Annotated in this window: 26 protein-coding genes, 1 other RNA gene and 2 pseudogenes; 6 read left to right on the top strand and 23 right to left on the bottom strand. The window is 54.0% G+C overall.

Annotation, left to right across the window (positions count from 1 at the left end):
* The coding region (locus tag ABWP81_RS09030) for a DUF1330 domain-containing protein (RefSeq protein WP_353141224.1) at nucleotides 1-306 on the top strand (306 nt) is incomplete at its 5' end.
* A gap of 28 nt (nucleotides 307-334) precedes the next feature.
* Here the strand turns inward: ABWP81_RS09030 and ABWP81_RS09035 are convergent.
* Genes ABWP81_RS09035 through ABWP81_RS09050 form a run of 4 tightly spaced genes read right to left on the bottom strand, consistent with a single transcriptional unit; the run spans nucleotide 335 to nucleotide 4,223 of the window.
* Nucleotides 335-1,213 (bottom strand): polysaccharide deacetylase family protein, encoded by an 879-nt coding sequence (locus ABWP81_RS09035; RefSeq protein WP_353136414.1) that lies wholly within the window; start codon nucleotides 1,211-1,213, stop codon nucleotides 335-337.
* 30 nt (nucleotides 1,214-1,243) lie between these two features.
* A complete protein-coding gene (locus ABWP81_RS09040; RefSeq protein ID WP_353141226.1) occupies nucleotides 1,244-2,446 on the bottom strand; it encodes an amidase in 1,203 nt (400 codons plus the stop codon).
* 12 nt (nucleotides 2,447-2,458) lie between these two features.
* Complete coding sequence (locus ABWP81_RS09045; protein WP_353136420.1) at nucleotides 2,459-3,226, bottom strand: sulfite exporter TauE/SafE family protein; 768 nt, start codon at nucleotides 3,224-3,226, stop codon at nucleotides 2,459-2,461.
* Between the two features lie 16 nt (nucleotides 3,227-3,242).
* Entirely contained in the window at nucleotides 3,243-4,223 is a 981-nt protein-coding gene (locus ABWP81_RS09050) for a tripartite tricarboxylate transporter substrate binding protein (protein WP_353141228.1), read from the bottom strand.
* A gap of 178 nt (nucleotides 4,224-4,401) precedes the next feature.
* Between ABWP81_RS09050 and ABWP81_RS09055 the strand changes: the two are divergent.
* Nucleotides 4,402-5,379, top strand: a pseudogene (locus ABWP81_RS09055) (MBL fold metallo-hydrolase); the annotation flags it as partial.
* Nucleotides 5,380-5,497: 118 nt separating this feature from the next.
* Here the strand turns inward: ABWP81_RS09055 and ABWP81_RS09060 are convergent.
* The 9 genes from ABWP81_RS09060 to ABWP81_RS09100 form a co-directional block, all read right to left on the bottom strand.
* Nucleotides 5,498-5,905 carry a VOC family protein gene (locus ABWP81_RS09060; protein ID WP_353141230.1) on the bottom strand — a complete coding sequence of 136 codons (408 nt, stop codon included), beginning with the start codon at nucleotides 5,903-5,905 and terminating at the stop codon, nucleotides 5,498-5,500.
* A 51-nt stretch (nucleotides 5,906-5,956) separates the two neighbouring features.
* Nucleotides 5,957-7,159 (bottom strand): CaiB/BaiF CoA transferase family protein, encoded by a 1,203-nt coding sequence (locus ABWP81_RS09065; protein WP_353141232.1) that lies wholly within the window; start codon nucleotides 7,157-7,159, stop codon nucleotides 5,957-5,959.
* A gap of 3 nt (nucleotides 7,160-7,162) precedes the next feature.
* Nucleotides 7,163-8,047 carry an enoyl-CoA hydratase/isomerase family protein gene (locus tag ABWP81_RS09070; RefSeq protein WP_353141234.1) on the bottom strand — a complete coding sequence of 295 codons (885 nt, stop codon included), beginning with the start codon at nucleotides 8,045-8,047 and terminating at the stop codon, nucleotides 7,163-7,165.
* 53 nt (nucleotides 8,048-8,100) lie between these two features.
* The gene (locus tag ABWP81_RS09075) at nucleotides 8,101-9,105 is read right to left on the bottom strand and encodes a Bug family tripartite tricarboxylate transporter substrate binding protein (RefSeq protein ID WP_353141236.1); all 1,005 of its coding nucleotides are present in this window, start codon (nucleotides 9,103-9,105) and stop codon (nucleotides 8,101-8,103) included.
* The gene (locus ABWP81_RS09080) at nucleotides 9,102-10,088 is read right to left on the bottom strand and encodes a Gfo/Idh/MocA family protein (protein ID WP_353141238.1); all 987 of its coding nucleotides are present in this window, start codon (nucleotides 10,086-10,088) and stop codon (nucleotides 9,102-9,104) included. The genes ABWP81_RS09075 and ABWP81_RS09080 overlap by 4 nt, the downstream gene beginning before the upstream one ends.
* A 15-nt stretch (nucleotides 10,089-10,103) precedes the next feature.
* Entirely contained in the window at nucleotides 10,104-11,174 is a 1,071-nt protein-coding gene (locus tag ABWP81_RS09085; protein WP_353141240.1) for a mandelate racemase/muconate lactonizing enzyme family protein, read from the bottom strand.
* Nucleotides 11,175-11,261: 87 nt separating this feature from the next.
* Nucleotides 11,262-12,152, bottom strand: coding sequence for an NAD(P)-dependent oxidoreductase (locus ABWP81_RS09090; protein WP_353141242.1), 891 nt, complete (start codon nucleotides 12,150-12,152; stop codon nucleotides 11,262-11,264).
* 9 nt (nucleotides 12,153-12,161) lie between these two features.
* Entirely contained in the window at nucleotides 12,162-13,316 is a 1,155-nt protein-coding gene (gene dctP / locus ABWP81_RS09095) for a TRAP transporter substrate-binding protein DctP (protein WP_353141244.1), read from the bottom strand.
* Nucleotides 13,317-13,323: 7 nt separating this feature from the next.
* A complete protein-coding gene (locus tag ABWP81_RS09100; protein ID WP_353141246.1) occupies nucleotides 13,324-14,304 on the bottom strand; it encodes a Bug family tripartite tricarboxylate transporter substrate binding protein in 981 nt (326 codons plus the stop codon).
* 149 nt (nucleotides 14,305-14,453) lie between these two features.
* Between ABWP81_RS09100 and ABWP81_RS09105 the strand changes: the two genes are divergently transcribed.
* The 3 genes and pseudogenes from ABWP81_RS09105 to ABWP81_RS09115 all read left to right on the top strand — a co-directional run bounded on the left by ABWP81_RS09105 (nucleotide 14,454) and on the right by ABWP81_RS09115 (nucleotide 16,134).
* Nucleotides 14,454-15,341, top strand: coding sequence for a LysR family transcriptional regulator (locus tag ABWP81_RS09105; protein WP_353141248.1), 888 nt, complete (start codon nucleotides 14,454-14,456; stop codon nucleotides 15,339-15,341).
* Nucleotides 15,342-15,362: 21 nt separating this feature from the next.
* Nucleotides 15,363-15,524: pseudogene (locus tag ABWP81_RS09110) on the top strand (hypothetical protein); the annotation flags it as partial.
* A gap of 73 nt (nucleotides 15,525-15,597) precedes the next feature.
* A complete protein-coding gene (locus tag ABWP81_RS09115; protein ID WP_353141250.1) occupies nucleotides 15,598-16,134 on the top strand; it encodes a hypothetical protein in 537 nt (178 codons plus the stop codon).
* On the opposite strand, the gene ABWP81_RS09120 is transcribed toward ABWP81_RS09115, so the two are convergent.
* Both ABWP81_RS09120 and rnpB read right to left on the bottom strand, forming a co-directional pair.
* Nucleotides 16,131-16,889 (bottom strand): fused MFS/spermidine synthase, encoded by a 759-nt coding sequence (locus tag ABWP81_RS09120; RefSeq protein ID WP_353141252.1) that lies wholly within the window; start codon nucleotides 16,887-16,889, stop codon nucleotides 16,131-16,133. The two genes, ABWP81_RS09115 and ABWP81_RS09120, sit on opposite strands and share 4 nt — an antisense overlap.
* A 66-nt stretch (nucleotides 16,890-16,955) precedes the next feature.
* Nucleotides 16,956-17,274, bottom strand: an RNA gene (rnpB, locus tag ABWP81_RS09125) — RNase P RNA component class A.
* Nucleotides 17,275-17,344: 70 nt separating this feature from the next.
* On the opposite strand from rnpB, the gene ABWP81_RS09130 reads away from it, so the two are divergent.
* Complete coding sequence (locus ABWP81_RS09130; RefSeq protein ID WP_353141254.1) at nucleotides 17,345-19,198, top strand: NAD(P)/FAD-dependent oxidoreductase; 1,854 nt, start codon at nucleotides 17,345-17,347, stop codon at nucleotides 19,196-19,198.
* Here the strand turns inward: ABWP81_RS09130 and ABWP81_RS09135 are convergent.
* The 8 genes from ABWP81_RS09135 to ABWP81_RS09170 all read right to left on the bottom strand — a co-directional run bounded on the left by ABWP81_RS09135 (nucleotide 19,195) and on the right by ABWP81_RS09170 (nucleotide 26,558).
* Nucleotides 19,195-20,349 carry a hypothetical protein gene (locus ABWP81_RS09135; protein ID WP_353141255.1) on the bottom strand — a complete coding sequence of 385 codons (1,155 nt, stop codon included), beginning with the start codon at nucleotides 20,347-20,349 and terminating at the stop codon, nucleotides 19,195-19,197. The two genes, ABWP81_RS09130 and ABWP81_RS09135, sit on opposite strands and share 4 nt — an antisense overlap.
* 9 nt (nucleotides 20,350-20,358) lie before the next feature.
* Nucleotides 20,359-21,234 (bottom strand): protease HtpX, encoded by an 876-nt coding sequence (gene htpX / locus ABWP81_RS09140; RefSeq protein WP_353136441.1) that lies wholly within the window; start codon nucleotides 21,232-21,234, stop codon nucleotides 20,359-20,361.
* A 115-nt stretch (nucleotides 21,235-21,349) separates the two neighbouring features.
* Nucleotides 21,350-22,171 carry a DUF3025 domain-containing protein gene (locus ABWP81_RS09145; protein WP_353141257.1) on the bottom strand — a complete coding sequence of 274 codons (822 nt, stop codon included), beginning with the start codon at nucleotides 22,169-22,171 and terminating at the stop codon, nucleotides 21,350-21,352.
* On the bottom strand, nucleotides 22,156-23,223 hold the full coding sequence (pyrC, locus tag ABWP81_RS09150; RefSeq protein WP_353141259.1) for a dihydroorotase: 1,068 nt from the start codon (nucleotides 23,221-23,223) through the stop codon (nucleotides 22,156-22,158). Before pyrC ends, ABWP81_RS09145 begins: the two co-directional genes overlap by 16 nt.
* Nucleotides 23,224-23,479: 256 nt before the next feature.
* The gene (locus tag ABWP81_RS09155) at nucleotides 23,480-24,217 is read right to left on the bottom strand and encodes an amino acid ABC transporter ATP-binding protein (RefSeq protein ID WP_353141261.1); all 738 of its coding nucleotides are present in this window, start codon (nucleotides 24,215-24,217) and stop codon (nucleotides 23,480-23,482) included.
* Nucleotides 24,218-24,233: 16 nt separating this feature from the next.
* Entirely contained in the window at nucleotides 24,234-24,902 is a 669-nt protein-coding gene (locus ABWP81_RS09160) for an amino acid ABC transporter permease (RefSeq protein ID WP_353141263.1), read from the bottom strand.
* A 2-nt stretch (nucleotides 24,903-24,904) separates the two neighbouring features.
* The gene (locus tag ABWP81_RS09165; protein ID WP_353141265.1) at nucleotides 24,905-25,639 is read right to left on the bottom strand and encodes an amino acid ABC transporter permease; all 735 of its coding nucleotides are present in this window, start codon (nucleotides 25,637-25,639) and stop codon (nucleotides 24,905-24,907) included.
* Nucleotides 25,640-25,658: 19 nt separating this feature from the next.
* Nucleotides 25,659-26,558: an amino acid ABC transporter substrate-binding protein gene (locus ABWP81_RS09170; RefSeq protein ID WP_353141267.1), complete on the bottom strand. Its 900-nt coding sequence runs from the start codon at nucleotides 26,556-26,558 to the stop codon at nucleotides 25,659-25,661.
* Between the last annotated feature and the right edge of the window lie 175 nt (nucleotides 26,559-26,733).

A 26,733-nucleotide genomic window follows, 5' to 3' on the forward strand; every position in this document is an offset into this window, starting at 1 on the left:
AAAATGGCTGCTTATTGGCTTGCGCGCTCATTGATTCATGATCCAGTGGAATACAAAAAGTACACCGATCAGGTGCCTGGAATTATCAAAAAATACGGTGGCAAAGTTTTGGCACGGGGCGGTCGCTTTCAAATCATGGAAGGGCCAGAAACATTCAAGCGCTTTGTCGTGATTGAATTTCCATCCCTAGAAGCAGGCATCACGTGTTTTGAATCGCCCGAGTATGTGGCTGCTGCGGCTTTCCGCCGCTCAGGTGCGGGCGTGGTCGAGAACGTGATTCTCGAAGCCGGAGAGGCTACGCTTTGATGGCGGATTGAAGGGCAAAGTGCAACGTTTAGTAAGGCACTTGCTTGCGATACCAATTTGAAATTTCTTCACCTGTTTGAATCACTACACCCGCGCGTGACTGGATGTGGTCCAACAACTTTTCAAAATACCCAATGCGGTGCGCAACACCCGTCACATAGGGGTGCACGCTGATGGCCATGACACGCGGAATGGTTTCGCTCTCTTGCCAAAGACGCTCAAACTGATCAATGCCGCGCAGCAGCATTTCTTCAGAACGGTTTTGCTGCAACAACATCATCGGGATGTCATTGATCTCCACGGTATAGGGCACAGACAGCACCGGTTTAGGTTGGGCATTCAACCAGATGGGCTGGTCATCTAGCACCCAATCAGCCACATACTCAATGCCCGACTGAGACAGGCAGTCAAGGGTGTGATCGTCTTCAGTCAAACCAGGGCTCTCCCAGCCTACGGGGGCTTTTCCAGAAAAGCGTTTGATGGTGTCGACCGTGGTTTGAATGGCCTCTTGTTGGTTTTCAAGCTTGTGCATGGGGCCTTGCACAAAACCATGCCCCATGATTTCCCAATCTTTCTTCAGCGCAGATTCGACAATGCGCGGATAGGACTCACACACAATGCCGTTGGTCGCCATCGTGGGCACAATGCCGCGTTGATTGAGAGCGTCATAAAGGCGCCAAAAACCCACACGCATTCCGTACTCATGCCAGGCCCAATTGGGCACATCTGGCAACAGAGGTTGTCCCATGGGAGGGCTCAACACCGTGCGAGGCATGGCTCGTTCAATACTCCAGTGCTCCACATTCACAATCAACCAAACCCACATGCGCCCGTTGTTAGGCAGCTGCAACTTGGGGCGGTCCACAATGGCTGAATAAGGGGCTCGCGCGCTGATTAAAGGCTTCATGCATGACTCCTGAATGAGATGACTTAAATATTAACGAGACTGTGAAGGCAGCCCTGCCACCTGTGCGACTTGCTGGGCCAATCCAACCAAACGTGCATCGCTGTTTGGCAAGCCGAGCAATGAAATGCCAAGCGGTGCGCCCTGGTGATGCGCCAGCGGAAGGCTGATTTGTGGAAAGCCGCAGACGCCGGCCAAACTGAGTAATTTCAAGCTTGCGGCTCGGTAAGTTTCTAAATCTGATTCAGGCTGATGCACCAGCGGTGCACAGTCTGGCATGGTGGGCAAGACCAAAATGCCGTCCGTTCCTAGTGCATGTGTCAGATGAAGCTTGATCTTCTCTCGCATCACTTGTGCTTGGTCATATTGCTGCCGCGTGACTTGGCTCGACCACTCAAAACGTTGCGCCACACCAGGGCCAAGCATGGGTTGATAGCGACGAATAAATTCGCCATTCACCTGCCATGCTTCCCAACCCTGCGTATGACGAAACGCCATGGTCAGTTCATCAAAAGACGTGTTCAAGACATTCGCAATTTCTATCTTTCCCAACGCACTTTCTAGTGCATCCAGTGCAGGCTTGAGGGCGGCTTGTACATCCGGGGTCAACAGCGACCAAAATTCTTGGCCCAAGATCAAACGCACAGATTGGGTCTTGCTGGGTTCAGACAACACCAGTTCAGAGACGCGTGTAAACACAGCCACATCACGCGCAAACCATCCCGGCGCATCTAGGCTGGGCGCTAATGCATGACTTCCCGACATATCGAAACGACCATGCGTGGGGCGTAAGCCAAACAAACCGTTGTGGCTCGCTGGTGCCCGAATGGAGCCCCCCGTGTCTGAGCCCAAAGCAAAATCGCACAACTTATTGGCCACGGCTGAAGCCGAGCCCGAAGAAGAGCCCCCACTCAAACGCTGAGGATCAGCGCCATTGAGCGGGGCGCCAAAGTGTGCGTTTTGGCCATTGAGCGAAAAGGCCAATTCATCCGTCACTGTTTTACCCACGCATTGCGCACCCGCGTCTAAAAAGCGCTGAACAAAAGGTGCCGTGCTTTGCTTGACACCAGACAAAGCCAGCATGTGCGGTTGGCCTGCGCTGGTGGGATAACCCGCCACATCAAACAGATCTTTGACCCCGAAAGTCAAGCCCTTTAAAACGCCCTGTGTAGCATGTGCAACGGGGCTGTGGGGGTAGGGCATGAAGGCTTGAAATTGATCTTGCTGAATTGTCATAACTGCACATTCTCAAAAATGAATCACATCGCGCGCACTCCAAATGAGCTTGAGTGAAATTGCAAAAAGACCGATCTGAACCAATCGGAAAAACAAAACATCCGGAATTTTTTTGGTTAACACCGCGCCTAAAAAAGTGCCGCCAATGGCAAATGGAATCAACACCAAGGCGTCCATCAAGTCAGCCATTTGGTAGGGCCGCAAATTTTGATAAGGCAACACTTTGGCTAAATTAATGGCTGCAAACACCAAGGTAGCCGTGCCAGCAAATACCGTCTTTGACAATTGCTGAGGCAACACATACACCTGGTAGGGCGGCGCACCTGCATGTGAAATAAAGCTGGTGAATCCCGACAAACTGCCCCAAAACAAACCCGGCAACAAGGTGGAAGGCGTGGGCAATCCCTGCGGCTTTTTACGCAGCCACGTGTTGAGACAAAACGCCACGCCGATGACGCCAATCAACAGGGTCACCATTTGCTCTGAAATCATCGATGCCGTGAGCCAACCCACAAACACACCAAACACGCCGGCGGGTATCAACACCTTCAAATTCCAAGGGCTGAAATCTTTTCGATACAACCAAACGCCCACAGCATCTGAAATCACAAATATGGGTAACAACAAGGTTGCCGCCTTGATGGGCGACATGACCAGGGACAAGATGGGAACCGCCAACGTTCCCGTTGACGGCAAGCCCCCTTTTGACAGACCTACCAGCAGTGCGCCTAGGGCGGCGTAGGGCAAATAGGCCGAGTCAAAAAATAAATCAAAGTTCACAAAACCTTCACGCGCTTCAATCCGCCTTGATGCCGTTGTCTTTCACCACCTTGGCCCAAATGATCATCTGCTTGTCGATAAAGGCGCTTGCTTGCGCGGGAGAACCGCCCATGATGTCAATGCCTTGCGAATCCAGTTTCTTGGCAATTTCAGGGTTCTTCAAAATTTTATTGAGCTCTTCGTTCATGCGTTTGACGATCTCAGGGGGTGTTTTAGCGGGCGCCAAAAAAGCCCACCAAGCCGGCGCTTCAAAACCGGGGTAGCCGTTTTCTGAAACCGTGGGCACGTTGGGCAAATCAGCCGCGCGTTTGCTGGTCGTCACCGCGAGTGGGCGCATACGGCCGCTGTCAATATGGGGCTTGGTCACAAAGACCGAAGCAATCGACAAAGGCACATGACCCGAAATGGCATCGCTCATTAAGGGGCCGCCACCTTTATAGGGCACGTGTGTCCATTCCAAGTTGGCATCTTTACCCATCAAGGCCATGGCCAGGTGGCCCAAACTGCCGTTGCCGATGGTGCCAAAGCTCACGTTTTTCTTGGCCTTGGCGGCGTCCACCACGTCTTTGAAAGTTTTGTATTCAGAGTTGACATGCGTGGCCAACACCATGGGCGATGTGCCCACCAACACCAACGGTGTCAGGTCTTTTTGGGTGTCGTAAGGCAAGTTGGGGTTAAGCGCGGGGTTGACGCCGTGCGTATCAAACACCACAGCAAAGGTGTAGCCATCGGGGGCAGATTGCGCCACTGCCGCTGTGCCAATTGCGCCAGATGCGCCACCGCGGTTTTCCACAACCACACTCTGCCCTAACTGCTGAGACAAAGGCTGCGCAATGATGCGGGCCACTTGGTCCACCGAGCCGCCAGGCGGGAACACCGCTACCAATTTAATGGGCTGCTTGGTAGGCCACGCTTGCGCGACGGCCAGTTGGGGCACGCTGAGAGCGGCCAAAGTCAGGGCAAAGCCCAGCGCGGTTTTGAATGTGCGTCGTTGCATACAGGTCACTCCAGTAAATTTGTCTTGGCCAAATTGTGATTCTTAGCTTACAAAAAAACCATGCGGCTTGTACGCAAGGGTAAACACTAGGCACGGACAGCCTCTTCATAATATGCCGATGCCCCGTTCTTCCCAACTCATACACACGCCCAACAAGCCCGCCTCTGCCTTGGTGCATCGCGCGGGCTGGCTGGGCGGCAAAGAAGCTCGCTACATGGCGCATGAAGCGCCCTTTGGCGAGCTGGCTCTCACCTGCCCTGATGGGCAAATGTTGCACCACCTCGATTGGGTGACCGATCAACCCGTGCTGCTGCTGAAAAACGTGCAACGCCTCACCGCCCCCAACCCCGGTGTGATGACGGGACCCGGCACCAACAGCTATTTGGTGGGCGATCCCGACACGGGCTACGCCGCCATCGACCCTGGCCCTGCAGACACAGAACACCTAGACCGTTTGTGGCGTGCCGCAGGCGGCAATATTCGCCTCATCATTTGCACCCATTCGCACCCCGACCACTCACCGGGCGCTGCGCCGTTGCAAGCCCTATGCGCACAACACGGGCACAAGCCCCCCATTCTTGGCCTGGCCTCGCTTGCCACGGCGCGTGCACACAGTGCGTTCACACCCGATCGCGAACTGAGCGACGGCGAACGGTTGGTGCTGCAAGGCAATGGCCTCATGGGCGGCGTCATGCACACCTTGCGCGTGGTGCACACACCCGGCCACGCGGCCAACCACCTGTGCTTGGTACTCGAAGAAGACGGTTTGCTGTTCAGCGGGGACCATGTGCTCAACGGCAGCACCACTGTTATCGACCCACCCGATGGCAACATGAACGACTATTTGAAATCGCTCGACACACTTTTGTCGGCCTGCGAACAAGACCGCATCAACTTCATCTTTCCTGCGCACGGCTATGTGCTGGGCAACGCGTGGGGCGAGCCGCACGATGCGCGTGCATGCATCAGCCACCTCAAAGCACACCGCCTCAAACGCGAAGCCAAAATTTTGAAGGTGATGCAACAACACCCAGAAGGCAGCATGGACGACTGGGTCAGCCAAGCTTATGACGATGTGCCGCCGCGGCTTTGGCCCGTGGCCATGCGTTCACTATTGGCCCATGTAGAGCGTATTCGCAGCCTCACCGTTGGATGACATCTGAGTCATCACCTAGGCGAATGACGTAGACGTACAAATGAGTGCTTCACAGCAGCCTTCTCTGCGCTCATCGAGCTGATCAAAAGAGAGCCTCCAAATTTACTGATGCAGCGCCTTACTTGTTGCGCTGTTCCACTTCAACTAGCACGCCCAGAAAGTCTTTAGGGTGCAAAAACGCGATGGGGTCACCATGCACGTTAACCGCACCAAGAGCACCCACGGGCTGAACTCCGGCGGGCATTAGTGTTTGCAAAAGGGTGTCAAGTGATTCGACATTGAATGAAATATGATGTAGCCCACCCCTAGGATTTTTCTCTAAAAAACGAGCGAGAGGTCCTTCACTGTGCAGCGGTTGCATGAGCTCCAGCTTCACATTAGTCAAGGCAACATAAACTAGAGCAACACCTTGTGCTTCATTGACCTGTCGCTGTCCAGCATGAAGGCCATACACTGACTTGAGGCGGCTCAGAGCTAGCTCTAAGTCAGGCACAACGATGGAAACATGGCTTAATGTTTGCAGCACGGGGACCTCTCATAGATTTGATCGACTCGCCTTAAATTCACCATAATGCATCTAACCAGCAACTACGCCGAGCGAGTAGAGGTCAGCAATCTCGCTGTCAGTAAGTTTTAAATCATCCTGAAGTACTTCGCGCGTATGTTGCCCCAAGCTAGGCGGCGCTAGCCGAATGGAAGATGGCGTTCCAAACAACTGCAATGGAATACCAAGCGTTTTAAATTCCAAGCCAGCCCTGGTTACTTGAGCCACCATTCCACGCACTAAAGCATGCTCATCAGCTAAGGCCTGAGACACCGTGTTCACGCGACCTGAAGGAACTCCCTTGCTGCGCAAGGCAAGGATAAGTTCGTCGCAATGCCAGTGCAGAATTTCCTCTGCGATCATCGTTTCGATTAGAGCTCTATGTGCGATCCGCGCTGGGTTACTGGAAAAGCGAACGTCGTCAATCCAATCGACCCTCCCCAAAAGATCGGAAAATTTAGCAAACTGTGAGTCATTACCAACAGCAATGGCAATGAGTCCGTCAGCTGTTGCGAAGGTGGTGTAAGGCACGATAGTTGGATGGCCATTCCCATAACGGATGGCGTCTTTGCCTGTGGCCAGGTGGCTGTTACCAACATTGACCAGCATGGCGAGAGCTGTGTCATGAAGACAAACCTCGACCCGTTGACCTAGACCAGTCCTAAAACGAGCTATGAGACCTGCCTGAATCGCGTTTGCAGCCATCATGCCAGTGGCTATATCCACCATAGCTATGCCATGTTTGACTGGCACACCATCAGCAACACCCGTGATGCTCATCAAACCCGACTCGGCCTGTAAAACAAAGTCATAGCCGGGCAACTCTGCTTTGGGGCCAAATGTCCCATAGCCAGTAATTGAACAGCGAACTACTTCAGGTGCATGAATCTGATACCAATCATCGTCGAGGCCCCAACGAGCCATAGTTTCAGCCTTGAAATTGTCAATTACAACGTCAGATCTTTGCACCAGTTTCTGGAGCAAAAGCTTACCTTTGTCGCTAGAAAAATCGATTGAAATGCCACGCTTGTTACGATTACATCCTAAATAATAAGCTGATTGATCGCCGATAAAGGGAGGCCCCCAAGTCCGTGTATCGTCTCCCCCGCTAGGAGCTTCGACCTTGATCACATCAGCACCCATATCCCCCAAAAGCATGCCGCACCAAGGACCGGCTAGTACCCGGCTCAAGTCAAGAACACGAATACCCGCTAGTGCGCCTGCATTAGTATTCATGGCTTACTCTTTAGGGAAATCGCGCATATCTGGCGGCGCGTTCAAATGTTTCTTTAAGCCATCAAGGTAGTTTGCCAGCTCGGCTTTGTTCTTGATACGGAATTTTTGGAAGTCGGGCTTACGACCCTCAAGAAACGCGTTCATACCCTCTAAGCATTCCTCTGATCCCCAAACGTGGGCCAACAGTTCCATTCCATGCTGCCAGGACGCGTACATCTGATCTGACTCGTAATTCAGGCTCTTTTTAGTCATACGAATCGTTTGTGAACTGTTTGACTTGATGTTTTCGCACCAAGCCAATGTTTCCGCATCCAAGTCTTTTTTCGGTACACATTTGTTGATTAACCCTATGTCCACTGCCTCAGCTGCGGTGAACCGACGGGCTAAAAATATCATCTCGCGGGCTAAGCGCTCACCAATGATGCGTGGCAAGTACTGAGTGGCTCCTACTGTCGGACAGGCGCCTACCTTGGCACCACTTTGGCCCAAGACAGAGTCATCTGACGCAATAACAAGATCACACCACAACGCGAGTTCATGACCTCCACCCATGCACCATCCGTTGACCTTGGCAATGACAGGAATTGACACCCCGCGAATCGCCATAGCAAGTCCTTGCATGCGATCGTTCCACATTGCTGCGTTCGTAAAATTCAGGCGTTTCATCGCATAAAAATCACCTCCCGCCGAAAAAGCCTTATCTCCTGCACCGCTAAAAACGATACATGCAATAGAGGGATCTTCACGCGTGGATTGCACGGCATAAATCATTTCGTCTAGCGTTTGCTCACGAAAAGCATTGAGTACGCGGGGACGGTTGATGGTGATCAAAGCTACTTGGTCTTTCACCTCAAATAAGATATCTTTGAATTTTTTAGGATCGGTCATCAATTTTTCCTTAGTTGTAAGAGCTGTAAATGCAAGGGGGCGGTCAATGAGGGTCAGTCGATCTTGCCGATCGCACGGACAACGCGGGTCATGCGAGCCCGATCTTCATCGGCAAAACGGGCAAATTCAGGTGCGTCGCGGTAGTCAAAAATAATGGATTGTTTTTGCATACCAGCAATGAAAGAAGGTGAATTTACGGCCTGCTGCAAGGTCTGTCGCAATGCGGATATCACCGGCTTAGGGGTGCCAGCCGGCGCATAAAGGCCAGCCCATATGTAGTATTCAGCATCAAATCCTGCTTCTCGGTAAGTGGGCACATCGGGCAACATGGGTATCCGCTTGTTGCCTGAAATAGCCAATGGGCGCACTTTCCCCGACTGAATTTGAGCGAGCGCCACTGCTGGCGCAGCCGTTGTCATTTCCACTTGGCCGCCTAGCAAAGCCAGCAAAGAAGGGCCACCTCCATTAAAAGGCACTTGGGTGAATTTAATACCCGCTTGATAGGCCAACATTTCAACTGACAAATGGATAGGTCCAAAGTTGCCCGAGGATGAAAAATTAATCGCTCCAGGCTTGTCACGCGCCGCTTTAACCAGATCGCCTAGCGTGCGCCAAGGAGAATCGGCGCGCACTAGCATGACCATTGGGTCGCTGGAGATTAAGGCCAAGGGCTCTAATTGCTCGACTTCGTACAGAGGCTTTCGGCCTGATACTTTTTCTGCTTCTGGTGCAACAACTACCGAGGACAACGCCATCAAGATGGTGTATCCGTCGGGCTTAGACTTTGTGACTTGTGCTGCACCAATGGCCCCCCCCACGCCAGGACGGTTGACCACAACTACCGGTTGCTTAAGTGCCGTTGCCCATGGCTCGGCCAAAATGCGCGCGTTGATGTCCGACGCACCGCCTGGCGGATTGGGTACCACCAAGGTGATGGGTCCCGCCGGAAAGCCCGCGTCTTGAGCATGAACGAGACCCGTCGCAGGCAGCACCAGAGCGGTAACTGCCATCAAAGCCCTAAAGAACCGGGCTGATACAAAAGGAAAATTAAGCATCATGATGAAACTCCTACTGGTTGCTGACTATTAATTGACTGAACAATGGCTTCAAAAAGCCCGATCCCATGACTCATTTCATGGGCAGTGATGGGATAAGGGATGGGGATGTAACCTGGCCGAGGAATAGCGCGAGCAAATGCATCAAGCTCGTCAAGAAGCGAGTCGACTGGAGGCAAGATGTGCTTTTCTATTCGGCCTCCTTGATGACGAATCACCACTTCGCTTTCGCCCAAGGCTTCCACCGACGCTTTGTCACCAAAGACGTGCACTCGCCAGTAAATAGGTGTAGCGCGCACCATGGCAAAGTAAGCATGGATGCCATTTTTAAATTCAATCAGTACCGATGTGGCATCGCGCGGATCTGACCCGGATCGAACACTATGGACGCGCGCAAGTACCGAAGCGGCTGGCCCTGCCAGTCCTACAAAAGCGTCGACCAAATGGATGCCTGTGCCAGTCAGTCCCCCAGCAGGGGATTCATGTGGAGAATCACGCCAGTCGGAAAAGAACTTGCTGGAATGCTCGTTGCTGTAATGACCCTCGATATGCATCAAATGGCCCAATACGCCGCTGGTCACAAGCTCGCGCAGCTTAACCATGCTGGGCCAAAAGCGCTTGTTTTGGCCCACCGCCAGCACCAAGCCATGAGATTGGCATTCGTTAATGGCACGTTTGGCGTCAGCGTGCGTCAGCGCCAAGGGTTTTTCACAAAAGACATGTTTGCCTGCTTTGGCGGCAGCCACGATTTGATCTGCATGCAATGAATGTGGCGTGGCAAGAACCACAGCTTGAATAGAGGGGTCGGCAAGCACCTCCTCAAATTGACTGGTCAGACGCATGCCTAAAGCCTCAGCCACTAGGGCTGTGCACTCGGTTTCTTTACTCACAGCCAAGCTAAATTGCAGATGCTGGCTTTTGCCTTGAATAGCGCGGGCGATGTTTTGACCCCACCAACCAAAACCAATTAATCCGGCCTTAATCATTAGTGTTGTTTCCTTTTAAGTAATTCGATAGCGCTCTAGAAGGGATTCGTCCACCGCAACACCCAAGCCTGGGCCAGATGGCACCTGATACACCCCGCGCGAGGGCTTCATGGTTTCGCGCACGATGTCTTCGACCAAATATGAGTGACTCGGGCTGACACCCCAATCAATATTGGGTACAACCCCCGCAAGATGAATCAGCGCCGCCGACGCAATACCGGTCTCGGCGATTTTTCCCGCCAGGTTAATGTGCTGCCTATGCGCTGCACAAACCTGAGCTATAGAGGCTACTCCACTCATACCGCCAAGCTTCAGTGTTTTAAGTGACCCCCCTTGCGTACCAAGGGCTGCATGGCTAAGCAATGCATCTAATGAAGTAAGGGATTCATCAAGACCTACAGGAATCAAATCAGCCGCAAGCAGTTGCTTTAGCCCCAATAAGTCATCCTTATGGAGCGGTTGCTCAAAAAATTCCAGACAAGAGGGGGCTACCCCTTTCGCGTAGCGAATCGCTTGCTCAGCCGTCATTCCCATGTTGGCGTCTGCGCATAAGCGCAACTCAGGCCCAAGACGTCCACGCAGCGTCAAGGCCAGCTCAATTTCCTCTTCCACAGCATGCACACCCACCTTAAGCTTAAAGAAGCGAAAACCCGCTGTGAAAAGCCGCTCCGCTTCAGCAAGGTCCGTGTCGCGGGAACCCGTACCAATGAGCCACAGGGCTGCTACTTCGCTGCGCCTTTTACCGCCCAGTAAAACATGCGCTGGCACCCCCAAGTGCTGGCCAACCAAATCATGCAAAGCCATGTCAACAGCGGTAGTGGCGCTGCAACCAATAGAAAGTTGAGCTGCCAAGGCTTGGGACAAAGCCCCAAGGCCCAGAGCATCACTACCCTTTAAGCTGGACTTTAAGATAGTGTTCCATGCTTCATACATTTCTACCAAAGAATCGCCTCCATGACTTGGTGCTGCATTCACCTCGCCCCAGCCTACGAACCCGGATTCAGACTCCAATCTGATAACAAGCGATTGCGACCGATCAAGCCTCAAGCCGGACATGAGAACGGGCTTGGCAAGTGGTAGGCTCAAGCCAAACGCCTCAGCACGGGTAATGCATATGGGTCCTGTACCGCTAATCTGAGTTGGGCAAGCATGTTGCATGGCAGTTCCCTAAGCTTAGGCTTCGCACCTGGCGATAGCTTCTTGAATGATGGCGTTATCCAGATGCGCTTGACCCAGGTTCACGCATGACTCAAGCAACTTTATATAAAGAGAAGCCATGGGTAAGTCTTGCCCCTTCTGACGACTAAGCCGTTGGATGAGGCCGAAATCCTTTAAGCTCTGATCGACACGACTTTGAGGTGATTCGTAGCGCCGCTCAACCATCATGGCGCCTTTGACTTTCATGACGCTGGAGGCGGCAGCTGAGTTTTGAAGGATTATGAGAAGTGCGGCTGGATCTAGCCCTAAACGCCGACCAAACACCAAGCCCTCGGCCAGCGCTGCACGATGCAGCCCCAGCACCAAATTGACCGCCAGCTTGGTGCGATTAGCGTCACCGCATCTTCCTACATGCTGCCGGTTGGGACAAAGGGCGTCGAGCACATGCAGAAAACGCGCGGCGAGGGAGGCGTCGCCACCAATCAACCCAACGCCTTCACCCCGCGCCACCTGCAAGCTAGTGCCTGAAAAGGGAAGCTCTAAAAACGGCAAGCCCGACGCTTCGCACCGCTGAGCAATGACGGTGATTCGATCAGGATCACAAGTACTTGTGCACAACACACACGGCCGCGCAGTTGTCAAGGCAAGCAACCCATCAGCACCCAGCAGTACCTCTTGCACTTGATCGGTGTCAAAAACAGCCAAGATCAGCACATCGCATTGCTCGGCTATTGACGCTAAAGAGCTCGCGACGACCAAGTTAGACGGTAAATCCGTAGGAAGCCTCACATCCAGTCCATGAACCTTTATGCCCGCTTCAAGCAATCGCTGAACAAAGGCTCGTCCCATAAGTCCTAGACCAACAACGCCGACAGTGCCTACTGGGGGATGTTCAAGGAGTTGCATAAATAGTAGTCAGTTGAATTGCTGTGCCGACAAAGAATCGAGAGGCGGCGGCAGCAAATTCAGAAACGGCTGTGTTAGGGCCATGGTCATCAATTCGTCGCTAGTCAACGAGGCAGTCTCGGCTGCAGCTTGGCGCACATCGCGCAACATTGCGTCAACGGGATAACCGGCGCTGGCAAGTTCATTACGCAATTCAGTTTCGACTGGCGCCACTTGATTGGCCCACCGAGAACTTTCTTGAGCATCCAAACTCAAAGACTGAATACCTGCTTGGGAAAAAGCCATGCGCGCATGAGCTCCAGCAAGACCATAAAACAGTTGGGCCCCCGCTTGTGCTAGTCCACGCAACCAGCGATTCAGCAGCGGCCGCAAAGACTCAGGCAAACCTCCGAAAAAATGGGGAGATAAGCCATACTCCAAATTAACACTAACCAGGTTTGCTTGGGTTCTGAAAGCGGCATCGTGATAAAGCCCTACTGTGAAGGCAGCGCTGTCCGAAATTGAAACTGCTTGTACATCTGCCGTCGCAAAGCGTTTTTTTGCTTCAGGTGTGCTGCACCCAATGGCTTCAGCGCCAAGGGCCTGAAATATGCGTGCTTCTAGGCCTTCACTGCAGGCTACCCGCAGTCCCTGCAAATCTTCTAAACAAGCTATAGGCGATCGGCTAAATAAGTTGTATTCGCCTGTCGCAACAATCCTGCCCATGAGAATTCCCTGAGCCTCAAAGTCTTGGCTAAAGTACTGCCGATATAAGAGCTCAGAGACATGTGTAGCAGCCTCAGCACTACTGAACATAAAAGGCAGACTAAGAGCTTGCGCAGCAGGGAACATACGCGCATCCCACGCAGAATAAACAGGACACAAATCGGTACAGTTGTTCAGTAGCGCTTCAATACCCTCGCGTTCCGAATGCAAGGCTCCACCCCACACCGCATGTACGCCAATTGCACCGCCGCTCATTTCATTCAGGCGCCGAAACGCAGGAATAAAAACGTCTTGCACAGCAGGCGAGGCTTGGGGAATATGCGAACTCACACGCAGGATGTAGTCTGGTTTACGGGTCGACAACTCAGGCGCATCTAACCAGCTTCTGGCGACCGATGTTTTAGTCGTGACCTGCTCCGGCGTGTCGCTTCCGTTAATTTGTCTACTGTCTTGGGTCATAAAGAAATCAATCAGACTTGATATTGGCCTGCTTAACCAGGCGAGCGTAAAGATCCATCTCAGAAGACAAATATTTGCCTAGCTCCTCGCCTGTACTCGCAATGACCCGAAAACCCTGACCTTCTAGCCTAACTTTCAGATCTGGCTGTGTTAGCACGCTTTGAAAAGTACGGTAAATGCGAGATACCACAGCGGGCTCTGTTCCAGTTGGCACAAATACGCCAAACCAAGTCTCAATTTCGTTACCGGGAATTCCAGCTTCGCTCATGGTCGGAATATCGGGTGCCAAAGGCGAACGGATGGCAGAGGTCAGACCTAAAGCCCTAAGCTTGCCAGCTTTTATGTGCTGCAAAGCTAAAGGTAGCGTAGGGAACATGGCATCGACTTGACCAGCCAAGGTGTCATTGAGTGCCTGGGCTGTTGATTTGTAGGGAATATGGTTCAATTTGGTCTGCGTTGTGATCTGCAGGTTCTCGCCTGCAAAGTGACCAATGCTTCCATTTCCCCAAGACGAATAGTTCAACTTGCCACTTTCGCGCCGCGCCAAGTCAACAAAGTCACGCGCCGACTGTGCCTTAACCTGGGGATTGACCGCAAGGACTAAAGGCACTGAGGTGACCAGCATCACGGGTATAAACATCTTGCGCGGGTCGTAATTCATATTCATCATCGACGGGTTTGTAGCAATCGATGTTGACGTGATCATGATTGTGTAGCCATCGGGCTTGGACCTAGCGACGAACTCTTCACCAATCGCACCGTTGGCCCCTGCTTTGTTTTCTATAACCAAAGTCTGGCCAAAAGCTGTGGAGAGCGAGGGCGCAATGGCGCGCGTCAAAATATCCCCGGTGCCTCCCGCTGAAAAAGGAATCACCACCGTTACAGGCCGGTTGGGATAGGCTTGCGCCTGAGCAACACTTAATCCAAAAACCAAATTGCAGCAGATCGCCAATACCAAAGAAGATAAAGATCGAGTAATTCGTTTCATGTTTGTCTCCTTGTTTGTTGTTAAAACTTTCTTTGTTTTAAGGGCAAATGTAGGCATTTGTCAGGATAGTCACCAATACTTTTTCAGGGATTGAGACATCAAAGTTAATGATGGCTTTTATGTTCGTGCCAATAATGAAAGGACCTTAAGTGGAAATTAAAAGCATCAAGTTTTTTATAGCCGTCGCAGAAACCGGCAATATCACTAGGGCCGCCGAACAACTAGGTATCGTGCAGCCAGCATTGACACGCCACATCAACACCCTCGAAAAAGAGTTGGGTGTAACCTTGTTCAGCCGCTTACCCCGCGGCGTACAGATGACTGCCGTAGGCCGCGAGTTTTTAGTGCACTGCCGGCGCATCGTGGACGAACTCGAACGAGCACGACATGAAATAACTGCCCATGGAAGTCAACCGCGCGGCATCATCGCGCTGGGCTCTACTACAACGCTGGGGCATGTACTGATGCCCACTATCGTGAGGCAATGCCTAAGAGAATTGCCAGAAATTTCTCTACGCGTAGTGGAAGCTCGCAGCGTGAATTTGCACGAGCAATTGTTGACGGGAACTTTAGATCTGGCAGTGCTAACCAACCCCGTGGGTTCGTACCAATTGAGTTTACAGCCCCTCATGTCAGAGCCCTTGTGCTTGGTGGGCCACTCAACTAGGCTTACTAAACAAGACAGCATCAGTTGGGATGATGTTGTCCAATTACCCTTGGTCACCACTCCGGGCATGCGAGCCTTGGCTTCAGGCGACACTGGTCAATTCAATCGCTTGAACGTAGTTGCCGAAGTGGACTCTATAGAAACCATACGTGGCCTGCTTATAACCGGCAACGCCCTTTCCATCGTTCCCCAAAGCACCTATCAAAAAGACATTCAAGTCGGCCTTTTAAATGCGGTTCCTTTAACCCCAATACGCACGCGCACGCTGGTGTTGGCATCGCGAAGCGAAAATGCCGACCTCCAAGCAATTCGACAACTCAGCCTTATCATCCGGCAGGGAATTCAACAAACGATGGGCAAATCAACTTAACTTTTTCCCGAAGTGCGAGAACGCGAAGCCAAAATTTTGAAGGTGATGCAACAACACCCAGAAGGCAGCATGGACGACTGGGTCAGCCAAGCTTATGACGATGTGCCGCCGCGGCTTTGGCCCGTGGCCATGCGTTCACTATTGGCCCATGTAGAGCGTATTCGCAGCCTCACCGTTGGATGACATCTGAGTCATCACCTAGGCGAATGACGTAGACGTCACAGAAGCAAAACAATACGTTGTTTATCGTTGGTAGATGCCAGCCATCAACCGAAGAAACTGTCAGCCTTGCACTGCGTGTTGCGAAGGTTGGCTTGACATCAAAAGCCCTGTTGCAAAAGCTCATTTAGGCGCAGCTTGCACGCACTGCACAGGCCAAGGCTGCGGCATTTACGATGACCGACCCAAAGACCCTTGCCAAAGTTTTCACTGCGCTTGGCGACAAGAAGGCTCGCTGTTGCCACAGACCATGCGGCCCGACTTGTCGGGCGTGATCGTGATGACAGACCAACTGCAATGGCAGGGTGAAGATGTCATCGTGGCGGTGGCCACTGGCACACGCATTCCGGCGCGCAGCTTTCACTGGCTCTGTAGTTTGGCGCACCTCACATCGCGCCAGCTGGCGGCGGTGGAGTTCAACCAAGACGCGCGGGGCTTCAACGGAGAGTTCAATCTACGTTCAGTTGGCCCTGAAGAATTTAGACAGTTCATGGTGACGTACTTTTCCGAAAAAGGATTTATGGGCACTTCTGTCTCTCACCCGCAGCGCGTCATCGACTTGGTGGCACATTAACCGTTCTGCTTTTCTTGCGTGGCCAAAAACACCCGGGCCACACTGGGCGAAATTTGCGCCCATGCTTCATCCCTCATGTGCGCAGGCCTGTGTTTGCTGTAGCTGAATTTAGTGTCTTTTGAATACCCATGCATGGCAAACGCCACGCAGTTGGTGGTGCCAGGCGCGTTGGCCACCCACAGTGCACCGTCAAATGCAGCCTCGATGCGGTCCACATACACATCGCGATAAGCGTTAAAGCGGTGCAAGTTGGCAACCGTCAAACCGCCCTTGTTCAACACGCGTCGGCAGTCGGAATAAAACTGGATGGAGCACAGTTGCTCGGGCATGCCGTGTTGGTCAAAGCCATCGACAAACACCATGTCAAATGTTTGTTCGGTCTGCGCCATGAAATGCGCCGCATCCATCTGCACCACTTGAAAGCGCGCATCGTCATCGGGAATACAAAAGCTTTGGCGCAATGCAATGACGTGCGGATTGATCTCCACCACCGTGATCAGCGCGTCGGGCAAATACTTGTAACAAAACTTGGCCAGTGAACCGCCGCCCAAACCCACCATCAACATGCGTTTGGGTTGCGGCTGAAACATCAACACGCCCATCATCAAACGCGTGTATTCAAACTGCAGCTCATCGGGTCGCGCCACGCTCATGCGACTTTGGATGTCGATGTCTGAAAACACCATCGACTTGGCCGATGCCGTTTCTTGCACAACAGGTTTTTCGAAACGCTCGTCAGACGTGGTGCGTGACATTGCAATCTTTCAGAATGAGCCGCCCGTTGGCTAAAGCCAAGCGAAAAAGTCTCAAAGAAAATAAAAGTGTGAAGCTCGCCGATACGCCGGATTCTGTGCACGCGGGTTGCCCCACGCGTGACCGTCATTAATCTGGGCCGAGGGTCGCCCACTCGGCTCGGTGCTACCTACCCGCCAACTCGGCGGACCGCCTCAGCGTTGGCCTACTTGGTATTGCTGCGCGTAGAGATTGCCCGTTTCACCCGCACTTAAGCGGCTCGTCTCTGTTGCTCTAATCCTCACCTCACGGTGGAGAGGTGTTACCTCTTACGCTGTCCTATGCAGTCCGGACGTTCCTCCAGTGCCTGGTTTCCCAGATTGCACCAGCGACGGCCTAGCGAGCTTCACACTCGGATTATCGACGGATAATCAGGCCCCTCGACATAACTTGCCCGATCACCACGGGCCACTCGCTTGTGATTCGACTCTCAGAACTCAAACTGCCGCTATCGGCCCTTCCCGTCGAAGCACTTCGCGCCGCCGATGCTCCCGCCGAAACCGAGGCAGATCGACAGCTTGCACCTCACCCTGTTGACGCACTGCTCGTTTTAGCGGCTGAGGCCTTGGGTGTGACGCCGAACGACATTGCCACGCTGCATGTGTTCAAGCGCAGCTTTGACGCCCGCAAGCAAAACCTATTGGTGGTCTACATCGTGGACATCACGTTGGTAGATGTAACGCAAGAAGCCGCGCTGCTGACCCAGTACGAAAAGAACTCACACATCCAACCCACGCCCGACATGTCGTGGCACGCGCCTGCACACGCGCCGAGCGACTGGGGATCTTCATCGGCAACAGGAGCAGGCGAGCGCCCCGTGGTGGTGGGTTTTGGACCATGCGGCATTTTTGCGGCGCTGGTGTTGGCGCAAATGGGCTTCAAGCCCATCGTGATTGAGCGCGGCACCCCCATGCGCCAGCGCACCAAAGACACCTGGGGCCTGTGGCGCAAAAAGATTTTGAATGTGGAAAGTAACGTGCAATTTGGTGAAGGCGGTGCAGGCACGTTTTCAGATGGCAAGCTCTACAGCCAAATCAAAGACCCGCGTCACTTGGGACGCAAGGTCATGCAAGAGTTTGTGCGCTTTGGTGCACCCGAAGAAATTTTGTTTGCTGCGCACCCGCACATCGGCACCTTCAAGCTGGTGAAAGTGGTGGAAGGTTTGCGCGAAGAAATCATCCGCTTGGGTGGTGAAGTGCGGTTTGAACAACGTGTAGTGGATATCGACTATGAAGACACCACGAGCAACGCTTCCAATGCCCTCAACGCATCATCTTCCCGAACCATTCAAGCCCTGCGCATTCACAACCACGCCACCGACGAAACCTATACCCTGCCCGCCCGCCATGTGGTGATCGCGCTCGGCCACAGCGCACGCGACACCTTCACCATGCTGCACCGTCATGCCGTGGCGATGGAAGCCAAACCATTCTCGGTGGGTGTGCGCATTGAGCACCCGCAAGGCGTGATTGACCGCGCACGTTGGGGCCAGCACGCCGGCCACCCTCTGCTGGGCGCAGCCGACTACAAGCTGGTGCACCACGCCGAAAACGGCCGCGCCGTGTATAGCTTTTGCATGTGCCCCGGCGGCACGGTGGTGGCTGCCACCAGCGAAGCCGGCCGCGTGGTGACCAACGGCATGAGCCAATACTCACGCGCCGAGCGCAACGCCAACGCAGGCATTGTGGTGGGCATTGACCCCAGCGACTACCCCACCGACCCCGCTGCCTTTGAATCTGAGCTAGGTCAAGAGCTAGGCAACGCCGTGCGTCACTCCACACACGACGCCCCGGGCGGCTACCACCCGCTAGCAGGCTTGGTGTTGCAACGCCAACTCGAAGCCCACGCCTACACCTTGGGCGGCAGCACCTACGAAGCGCCTGCGCAACTGGTGGGCGACTTTGTAGCCGACCGTGCGTCTACTGAGTTGGGCAGTGTGGAGCCCTCGTACAAACCAGGTGTAAAGATGGTGAGCCTCAACAGCGCCTTGCCCAGCTACGCCATCGCCGCCATGCGCGAAGCGCTGCCCGTGTTTGGCCAAAAAATCAAAGGCTTTGACATGCACGACGCGGTGATGACGGGTGTAGAAACACGCACCTCATCGCCCCTACGCATTGCCCGCGACGACGACACCTTGCAAAGCCCCACGCTCTTTGGCCTATACCCCGCAGGCGAGGGCGCAGGCTATGCGGGCGGCATTTTGTCGGCGGGAGTGGATGGCATCAAGGTGGGGGAAGCAGTGGCGCGCTGCCTGATGGGGACACGGCGTTAGCGGTAAAGCAGGCGATCCAAATCCGTCAGTTCTGCTCGTGCCTTTTTGGCCATCTGCGATTGCTCTTTAAGCCAACGTTTCAGCTCAGCTTCGTTTTGAATACGACGCAGGTCGTACTCTAGTGTGCTCACGTATTGCTCTTTGTCGCGCAACTGAATCGCCAGTGCGCGCGCCAAGCTTTCGGCGCTGATGTGGTCTAACTCATTCACACCTAGATAGTGACGAATTTCAAACTGGGCTTGTGCTTCGTCTTCTTCTAGCGCCTCCACTTGCTCATCCAGCAGCAGACACATAGCGTTGAGTTTGTCGTCCGCCATGCGGCTCAAACTGGCGCTGTCGATTTGTGCCAGTTGCAATTGCAGCTTCAGCAACTCGGACAAATTTTTACGGTCATAGGCTGCATTGACTTCGCTCATCAGCGCGGTTTTGCGCAAGCGCTCGGCTTCATCGGGTTCGCGGTCGGGGTGCAAGGCGCTGGCGAGTTGCCGATATATGGTGCGCAGCGCGGTGTTGGCATCCATCTTTTGCTGCTCATCTTTTAGTTGTCGTGCCGCTGGTTTTTTCTTGGTCTTCTTCGCTTGGCGCTTGTCTTCTAGACGTTGCTGCTCGACACGGTGTTGCCTTATGCCAGCTTCAAACACGGCCTCTGCTGTGTGTAAATCGTCTGCGCCTTCGAGGGGTTTACCGAGCAAATCTTCCATCACCGATTTGGCGTGCTCAGCGCCCGCACGGGCTTCTTCCACCAAAGCTTGGGCGTCTTCTTCGCTGTGGTGATGGTTGAACACAACTTGCACTTGCGCGTCCTGCTTGTGTGCCAACGACTCGCACAGCGCCAAAACAATTTGCGTGGCGCTGCGCCTTTGCTTCGCCGTGAGCTCGTCGTGGCGCACGCGCTCATCCAAAAACAAGAGCAAGCTTTTGCACGCCGCATCTTCTTGTTGCTGCAAGGCCGACATCTGACTCAGATGGCTGCTGCGGTGTTTGACCGACAGGGCCTCCAATATTTCAATCGACATCGACAGCTGCGACACGCGAGCCAACAAGGCGTTGAAACGCTTTTGTGCACGCGTCAGTTCAGCAGCAGGCTGAATGGCAACGGTCGCCACCGCTTGCGCAGGGGCGACCGTCCAAGGAGAGGGCGAATGGCTCAAAGAAAAAACTCAGCCTCTTGCATTTTGCAAAGCCGCAATGCGCTCTTCCAACGGTGGGTGCGAGGCAAACCATTTGCCCAAACCACCGGTAATGCCCATCGCGGCCACGCTGGTGGGCAGCTCACCAGCTTGCATGCTGTTCAAGCGGGCCAAGGCATTGATCATGGGCTGCTTGTTGCCCATCAGTTGTGCAGCACCTTCGTCAGCGCGGAACTCGCGCTGACGGCTGAACCACGCCACCACCATGCTGGCAACAAAGCCCAACAAGATATCCATGACGATGCTGGTGATGTAGTAGCCCATACCAGGCCCAGTGGATTCATCGTCCTTGCTGCGCAGCATGCTGTCCACAAAGTAGCCCACCACACGGCTCAAGAACACCACAAAGGTGTTGAGCACGCCTTGAATAAGTGCCAGCGTGACCATGTCGCCATTGGCTACGTGGGCAATTTCATGGCCCAATACGGCTTCAATTTCTTCACGAGTCATGCCTTGCAGTAGACCGGTAGACACCGCCACCAAGGCGGAATTTTTGAATGCGCCCGTGGCAAATGCGTTGGGCTCGCCGTCGTAAATCGCCACTTCCGGCATGGCAATGCCCGCCCGCTCTGACAGGCGCTGCACGGTGCTAACGATCCAGGCTTCGTCCGCGTTAGCGGGCTGGTTAATCAACCGCGCACCCGTGCTCCACTTGGCCATGGGCTTGCTGATCAAAAGCGAAATGAAGGCGCCACCAAAACCCATGATGAGCGAAAAGCCCAACAAAGCCGTGAGGTCTAAACCGTTGGAAGTGAGAAAGCGATTGACGCCCAGCAAACTGGCGACGACGCCCAGCACCACCATCACGGCGAGGTTGGTGAGGACGAACAGAAGAATGCGTTTCATGATTTTCCTTTGCGCGGGGAATACAAAATTCCGCGAACAAGGATGGTAGGGGCGAACACTTGTAATTCAATGCCATCGCACCAAAAAACCACACGAAAACTAGGCAAAGCCACGGTCAGTTGTGGCACTTGAGAACCACTTCGCGCTTAGGGCGAAACACCTGTGCGTCTTCGTAATAAGTCCGCTCGGCATTGGCTGGCCACCAGCCTGGCACGCCCAACACGGGCAGCGGCTCGTAGGGTTTGGTGGTAAGTTTGGTGGGCTGAAGGTCTTGCACCAGCCAGTCGTCTAGCGCAGCCTCGTCGTGAGCATTGACATGACTATCCACGCGGTACACGTGACCCGTGATGGACTTGTAGGGCGTGACAAGTTTTTCAAGCAGAGCGTGGCCAAACAACACCAAATGCACCTGCTGCCATTGCTCGCGCATGCCCACAAACAGCGTGACCCAATCGCGTGCTTGCAGCGCAGCCCACACCTCGTCGGGTGCGTGCATGAGCACCACGTTTTCATCAAACAGCGTCAGCGCGTCGCGCACGGGGCCGCGTGTGGGGCGAATACCTTGGGTTTCAATCTCTGCGGCTTGCAGTTGGTTCAGGCGGCGTTTGGCCTGTGGAAAGCGTTGCCAACACAGGCCGTTGAAGAAGTCGTGCAGACCATCTCGTGTGGGGACTTGGGCTGTTTTGAAAATGAAGTCTTCGTAGGCTTGGTTTTCTGGCAAGGCTGATTGGGGGACGAACTTCACTGCGCTGGCCTCGCGCTTGGCTGTGTGTGTGTATTGGTTTAGAGCTTCGGCGACGCTTTGTTGTTGCAGTGCTTGTTGTGCAGTCGGCTCGCCAAGTTCGCGCCACGGCGCGAACCACGGCTGCGACCAATCGATGTCGGCTAAGACAGCGCCTGCAAAGCCTTCCGCTTGCTGACTTAAACCACGCGCCAAGGCAGTGTCTCGCCAGAGCGCAGGGGCTTCAAGTCGGCTTCGCCCAATGCAAAGCTCTCGGGGGGTGTCCAGCTTTCTTTGCGCAGGGTGAGCGTGCCGACGTTGCGCGGCAAGCCATAAAAGTCTGCGCCGTAGAAGCTGGCAAAGCCTTCGAGTTGGTCAAGCGCACCCTCGTTATCAAACGCTTCGGCGTACATGGGCATGGCCGCGTGCGCGGTGTAGCAACCGGCGCAACCGGTGGCGTGCTCTTTCAGATGCGCTGGATGGGGGGCGCTGTCTGTGCCCAAAAAGAATTTGGCCGAGCCGCTGGTTGCCGCTTTGACCAAAGCCAGACGGTGAGTCTCGCGCTTCAACACGGGCAAGCAGTAGAAATGCGGGCGAATACCGCCAGTAAAAATGGCGTTTCGGTTGTACAGCAAATGGTGTGCGGTGATGGTGGCTGCGGTGTAAGTGTTGCTTTCGGCCACGTACTGCGCGGCGTCCGCGGTGGTGATGTGCTCAAACACGATTTTGAGTTCGGGGAAGTCTTTGCGCAACGGAATGAGCTGGGTGTCGATGAACACGGCCTCGCGGTCAAACAGGTCTATATCAGCGCTGGTGACTTCGCCGTGCACCAACAGCAACATGCCCGCTTTTTGCATGGCTTCGAGTGTTTTGTAGGTCTTGCGCAAGTCGGTCACGCCTGCATCGCTGTTGGTGGTGGCGCCTGCAGGGTAGAGCTTGGCGGCCACCACGCCTGCGTCTTTGGCGCGGGCGATTTCATCGGCGGGCAGGTTGTCGGTGAGGTAGAGCGTCATCAAGGGCTCGAAGGTCACGCCACCCTCGGCATTTTTAGGCACGGCGGCCAAGATGCGTTGTTTGTAGGCCATTGCCTGTGCAGCCGTGGTGACGGGGGGCCTAAGGTTGGGCATGATGATGGCGCGGCCGAACTCGGCGGCGGTGTGGGGTACCACGGTGTTGAGTGCTGCGCCATCGCGCACGTGCAAGTGCCAGTCGTCGGGTTTTGTGATGGTGATTTCTTGCGTCATGCCTTGATTGTCGACGAAAGTCATTTAGTTTCTGGGCTCGCTGTGGGCAGAGGGCGTGGGCAGGTTCCTCATGCTGGGGTACCAGAAATCGTCACCTGCCCACTGCCTACACCCACAGACTGCGGCTTACAAAAGTTGAGTTCGGACAGTTGGTTAACCCACAGTTGCGCGGCTTGGGTGCGGCGGCTGGCGATTTCTGTAATACAGCATGAGTCAGCCGCCGTACCCAAGCTGCGCAACCCTAGCCGGAGAATTAATTAGGTTCTGACCCCAATTAGGATCAATGCGCCAAGATCTTGTTCAAGAACTCTTTGGTGCGAGGCTGACGGTTTTCTGGGTGATTGAAAAACTCGTCTTTAGAGCAGTCTTCCAGAATCTTGCCCCCCACATCCATAAAGATCACGCGGCTGCCTACTTTGCGGGCAAAGCCCATTTCGTGGGTCACGCACATCATGGTCATGCCTTCGTTCGCCAAGTCCACCATTACGTCCAACACCTCGCCCACCATTTCGGGGTCGAGGGCTGAGGTGGGCTCGTCAAACAACATCACGATGGGGTCCATGCTCAGGGCGCGGGCAATGGCCACGCGTTGCTGCTGGCCGCCTGAGAGCTGGCCTGGAAACTTGTCTTTGTGTGCCATCAGGCCCACGCGTTCGAGGTATTTCAAACCGTGTGCGTGGGCTTCTTCTTCGCTGCGGCCCAGCACTTTTTGCTGGGCGATGGTCAGGTTTTGGGTCACCGATAAATGCGGAAACAGCTCGAAGCTTTGAAACACCATGCCCACGCGGCTGCGCAGTTTGGGCAGGTCGGTGTCTTTGCCGTGCACAGACACGCCTTCCACATAAATTTCGCCTTCTTGAAAAGGCTCCAAGGCGTTGATGGTTTTAATGAGGGTGGATTTGCCCGAACCCGAGGGGCCACATACCACCACCACTTCGCCCTTTTGGATGACGGTGGAGCAGTTGTTCAGCACCTGCACAGGGCCATACCACTTGGACACATTTTTTAATTCAATCACAGCAACTCCAATGCGCTCAGCGAATGATGGCAATGCGCGCTTGCAAGCGACGCACGAGGGCCGAGAGGCCAAAACAAATCACAAAATACGCCAAGGCGGCCAAGATATACACCTCTTCCACACGCCCATAAATTTTGCCCGCCGTCACAAAACCCTTCAGCATGTCGTAAGCGCCAATGGCATAGACCAGCGAGGTGTCTTGAAACAAGATGATGGTTTGCGTCAGCAACACCGGAATCATGTTGCGAAACGCTTGTGGCAACACAATGAGCCGCATGTTCTGCGCGTAGCTCATGCCCAAGGCCTGACCCGCCATGACCTGACCACGCGAAACGGACTGAATGCCCGCACGCATGATTTCGCTGAAATACGCCGCTTCAAAAGCCACAAAGGTAATGGTGGCTGACAGCTCGGCGCCAAGAGAGCGGCCAATCAAAAACGGGATCAACAAAAAGAACCACAAAATCACCATCACCAATGGGATGGAGCGCATGCCGTTCACATAAATCACCGCGGGCGTGGACAACAGTTTGTTGCCCGACAAGCGCATGAGCGCCAAGACAGTGCCCAACACAATGCCGCCGATGGTGGCCACGATGGTTAGCTCAAAGCTAAACAGCATGCCCTTCAGCACAAATTTGCTAAAGATGTCCCAGTCGACAAACGAAAAATCGAGTGCACCCATGCTCAGTGCCCCCCGCCTACATTGCCAGCCACCACCATGCCTGGAATTTGCAGGCGACGCTCGAAAAAAGCCATCACTCGGTTCACCGTAAAGGCTGACAAAGCGTACAACCCCGTCACGGCCAAGTACACCTCAATGCCGCGCGAGGTTTCTTCTTGCACTTGCATGGCGTACATGGTGAGTTCGGCAATCGACACGGCAAAGGCCACCGAAGAGTTCTTCAACAAGTTCATCGACTCGCTGGTGAGCGGCGGCCAAATGGTACGAAACGCAATGGGCAACAGCACATAGCGGTAGCTTTGCCACGTGGTAAAACCCACGGCCATGGCGGCATAGCGCTGACCGCGTGGCATGGCTTGAATACCCGCACGCAGCATTTCTGCAATGCGTGCCGAGGTGAAAAAGCCCAAGCTCAACACCACCAACACAAACCCCGACACCTGTTGCATGGCCGGAAAGACCTTGGGCAACACAAAGTACCAGAGAAAAATTTGAACCAGCAAGGGGATGTTGCGAAACAGCTCCACCCACCCTGAGGCAAATCGGGCCAAGCCCACATTCAAACGCGTGTCTTGGGGCAAGGTGCGCAAAATGCCAATGAAGCACCCAGACACCATCGCCACCACCCAGGCACTGCCCGCTACAGAAAGCGTCCAGCCCCAGGCTTCAAACATCCACTCGAGGTAGGTTCTTCCGCCGCCATCGTCTTCAAGAAAAACCTGCCATTCGAGTGCCATCTAGTTGCGCTTTTAAAAATTACTTCTTGGCGTAAGCTTCAACAGGCCTGTCGTTCAAGTTCGCCCAAGCACCCTTGGTCGCGTCGCTGGCGGTCAAGCCCAATTTGATGTTCTTGGGTGGAATGCCTTGCACAAACCACTTGTCGTACATCTTGGCGAGGTCGCCCGACTTGGCCAAAGCAGCAATGGTGTCGTCAGCCAATTTTTTGAAGGCTGGGTCGTCCTTGCGGAACATGATGGCGATGGGCTCGACGTTCAACACTTCGCCCACGATTTTGAAATCGCCTGGGGCTTTGGAGTTGGCGATGTTGCCCGCCAAAATTTGGCCGTCCATCACAAACGCGTCAGCGCGGCCCGACTCGAGCAACAAAAAGCTGTCTGAGTGGTCTTTGCCAAACACTTCTTTGAAGTCAACGCCCGTGGCGCGTTCGTTCTTGCGCAACAGTTGCACCGAGGTGGTACCCGTGGTGGTGGCTACGTTCTTGCCGTTGAGCTGAGTGATGTTGGTGATGCCCGAATTGGCGCGCACCGCAATGCGCACTTCTTCCACAAACGTGGTGAAGGCAAAAGCCACTTGCTTTTGGCGGGCTTCGTTGTTGGTGGTGGAGCCGCACTCGATGTCCACGGTGCCGTTTTCTGTCAAAGGAATGCGGTTTTGTGACGTGACCGAGGTGTATTTGACTTCTAGCTTTTTGCCAGCCGCTTTTTCAAGGTTGTCAATGATGCGTTGGCAAATCTCAACGTGGTAGCCCACATATTTGCCGTCACCCAAGGTGTAAGACAAGGCGCCCGAAGAGTCGCGCACACCCATGGTGACGCTGCCCGAGGCTCTAACTTTGGCGATGGTGTCATTGGCTTGCGCAAAGGCGGTGCCAGCCAACAAGGTGGCCACGGCCAAGGTGATGAACTGCTTTTTCATGTGAAGCTCCAGTTGAGGTTAAAGGAAGTGCAAAATTGCATTCTAGAGACTAGCCGCCTTGGGGAAATCACTTAGATCTTTTGCCCAGTAGCAAGGCGATGTTCATCTCTGCCGACAAGGTGCTGGCATAAAACTTCTCAATCATCTCCACCGACGTGCGAGCGTTTCTGGCCAA

Source organism: Limnohabitans sp. (genome assembly GCF_040401135.1).
In the GTDB taxonomy this organism is placed as follows: domain Bacteria; phylum Pseudomonadota; class Gammaproteobacteria; order Burkholderiales; family Burkholderiaceae_C; genus Limnohabitans.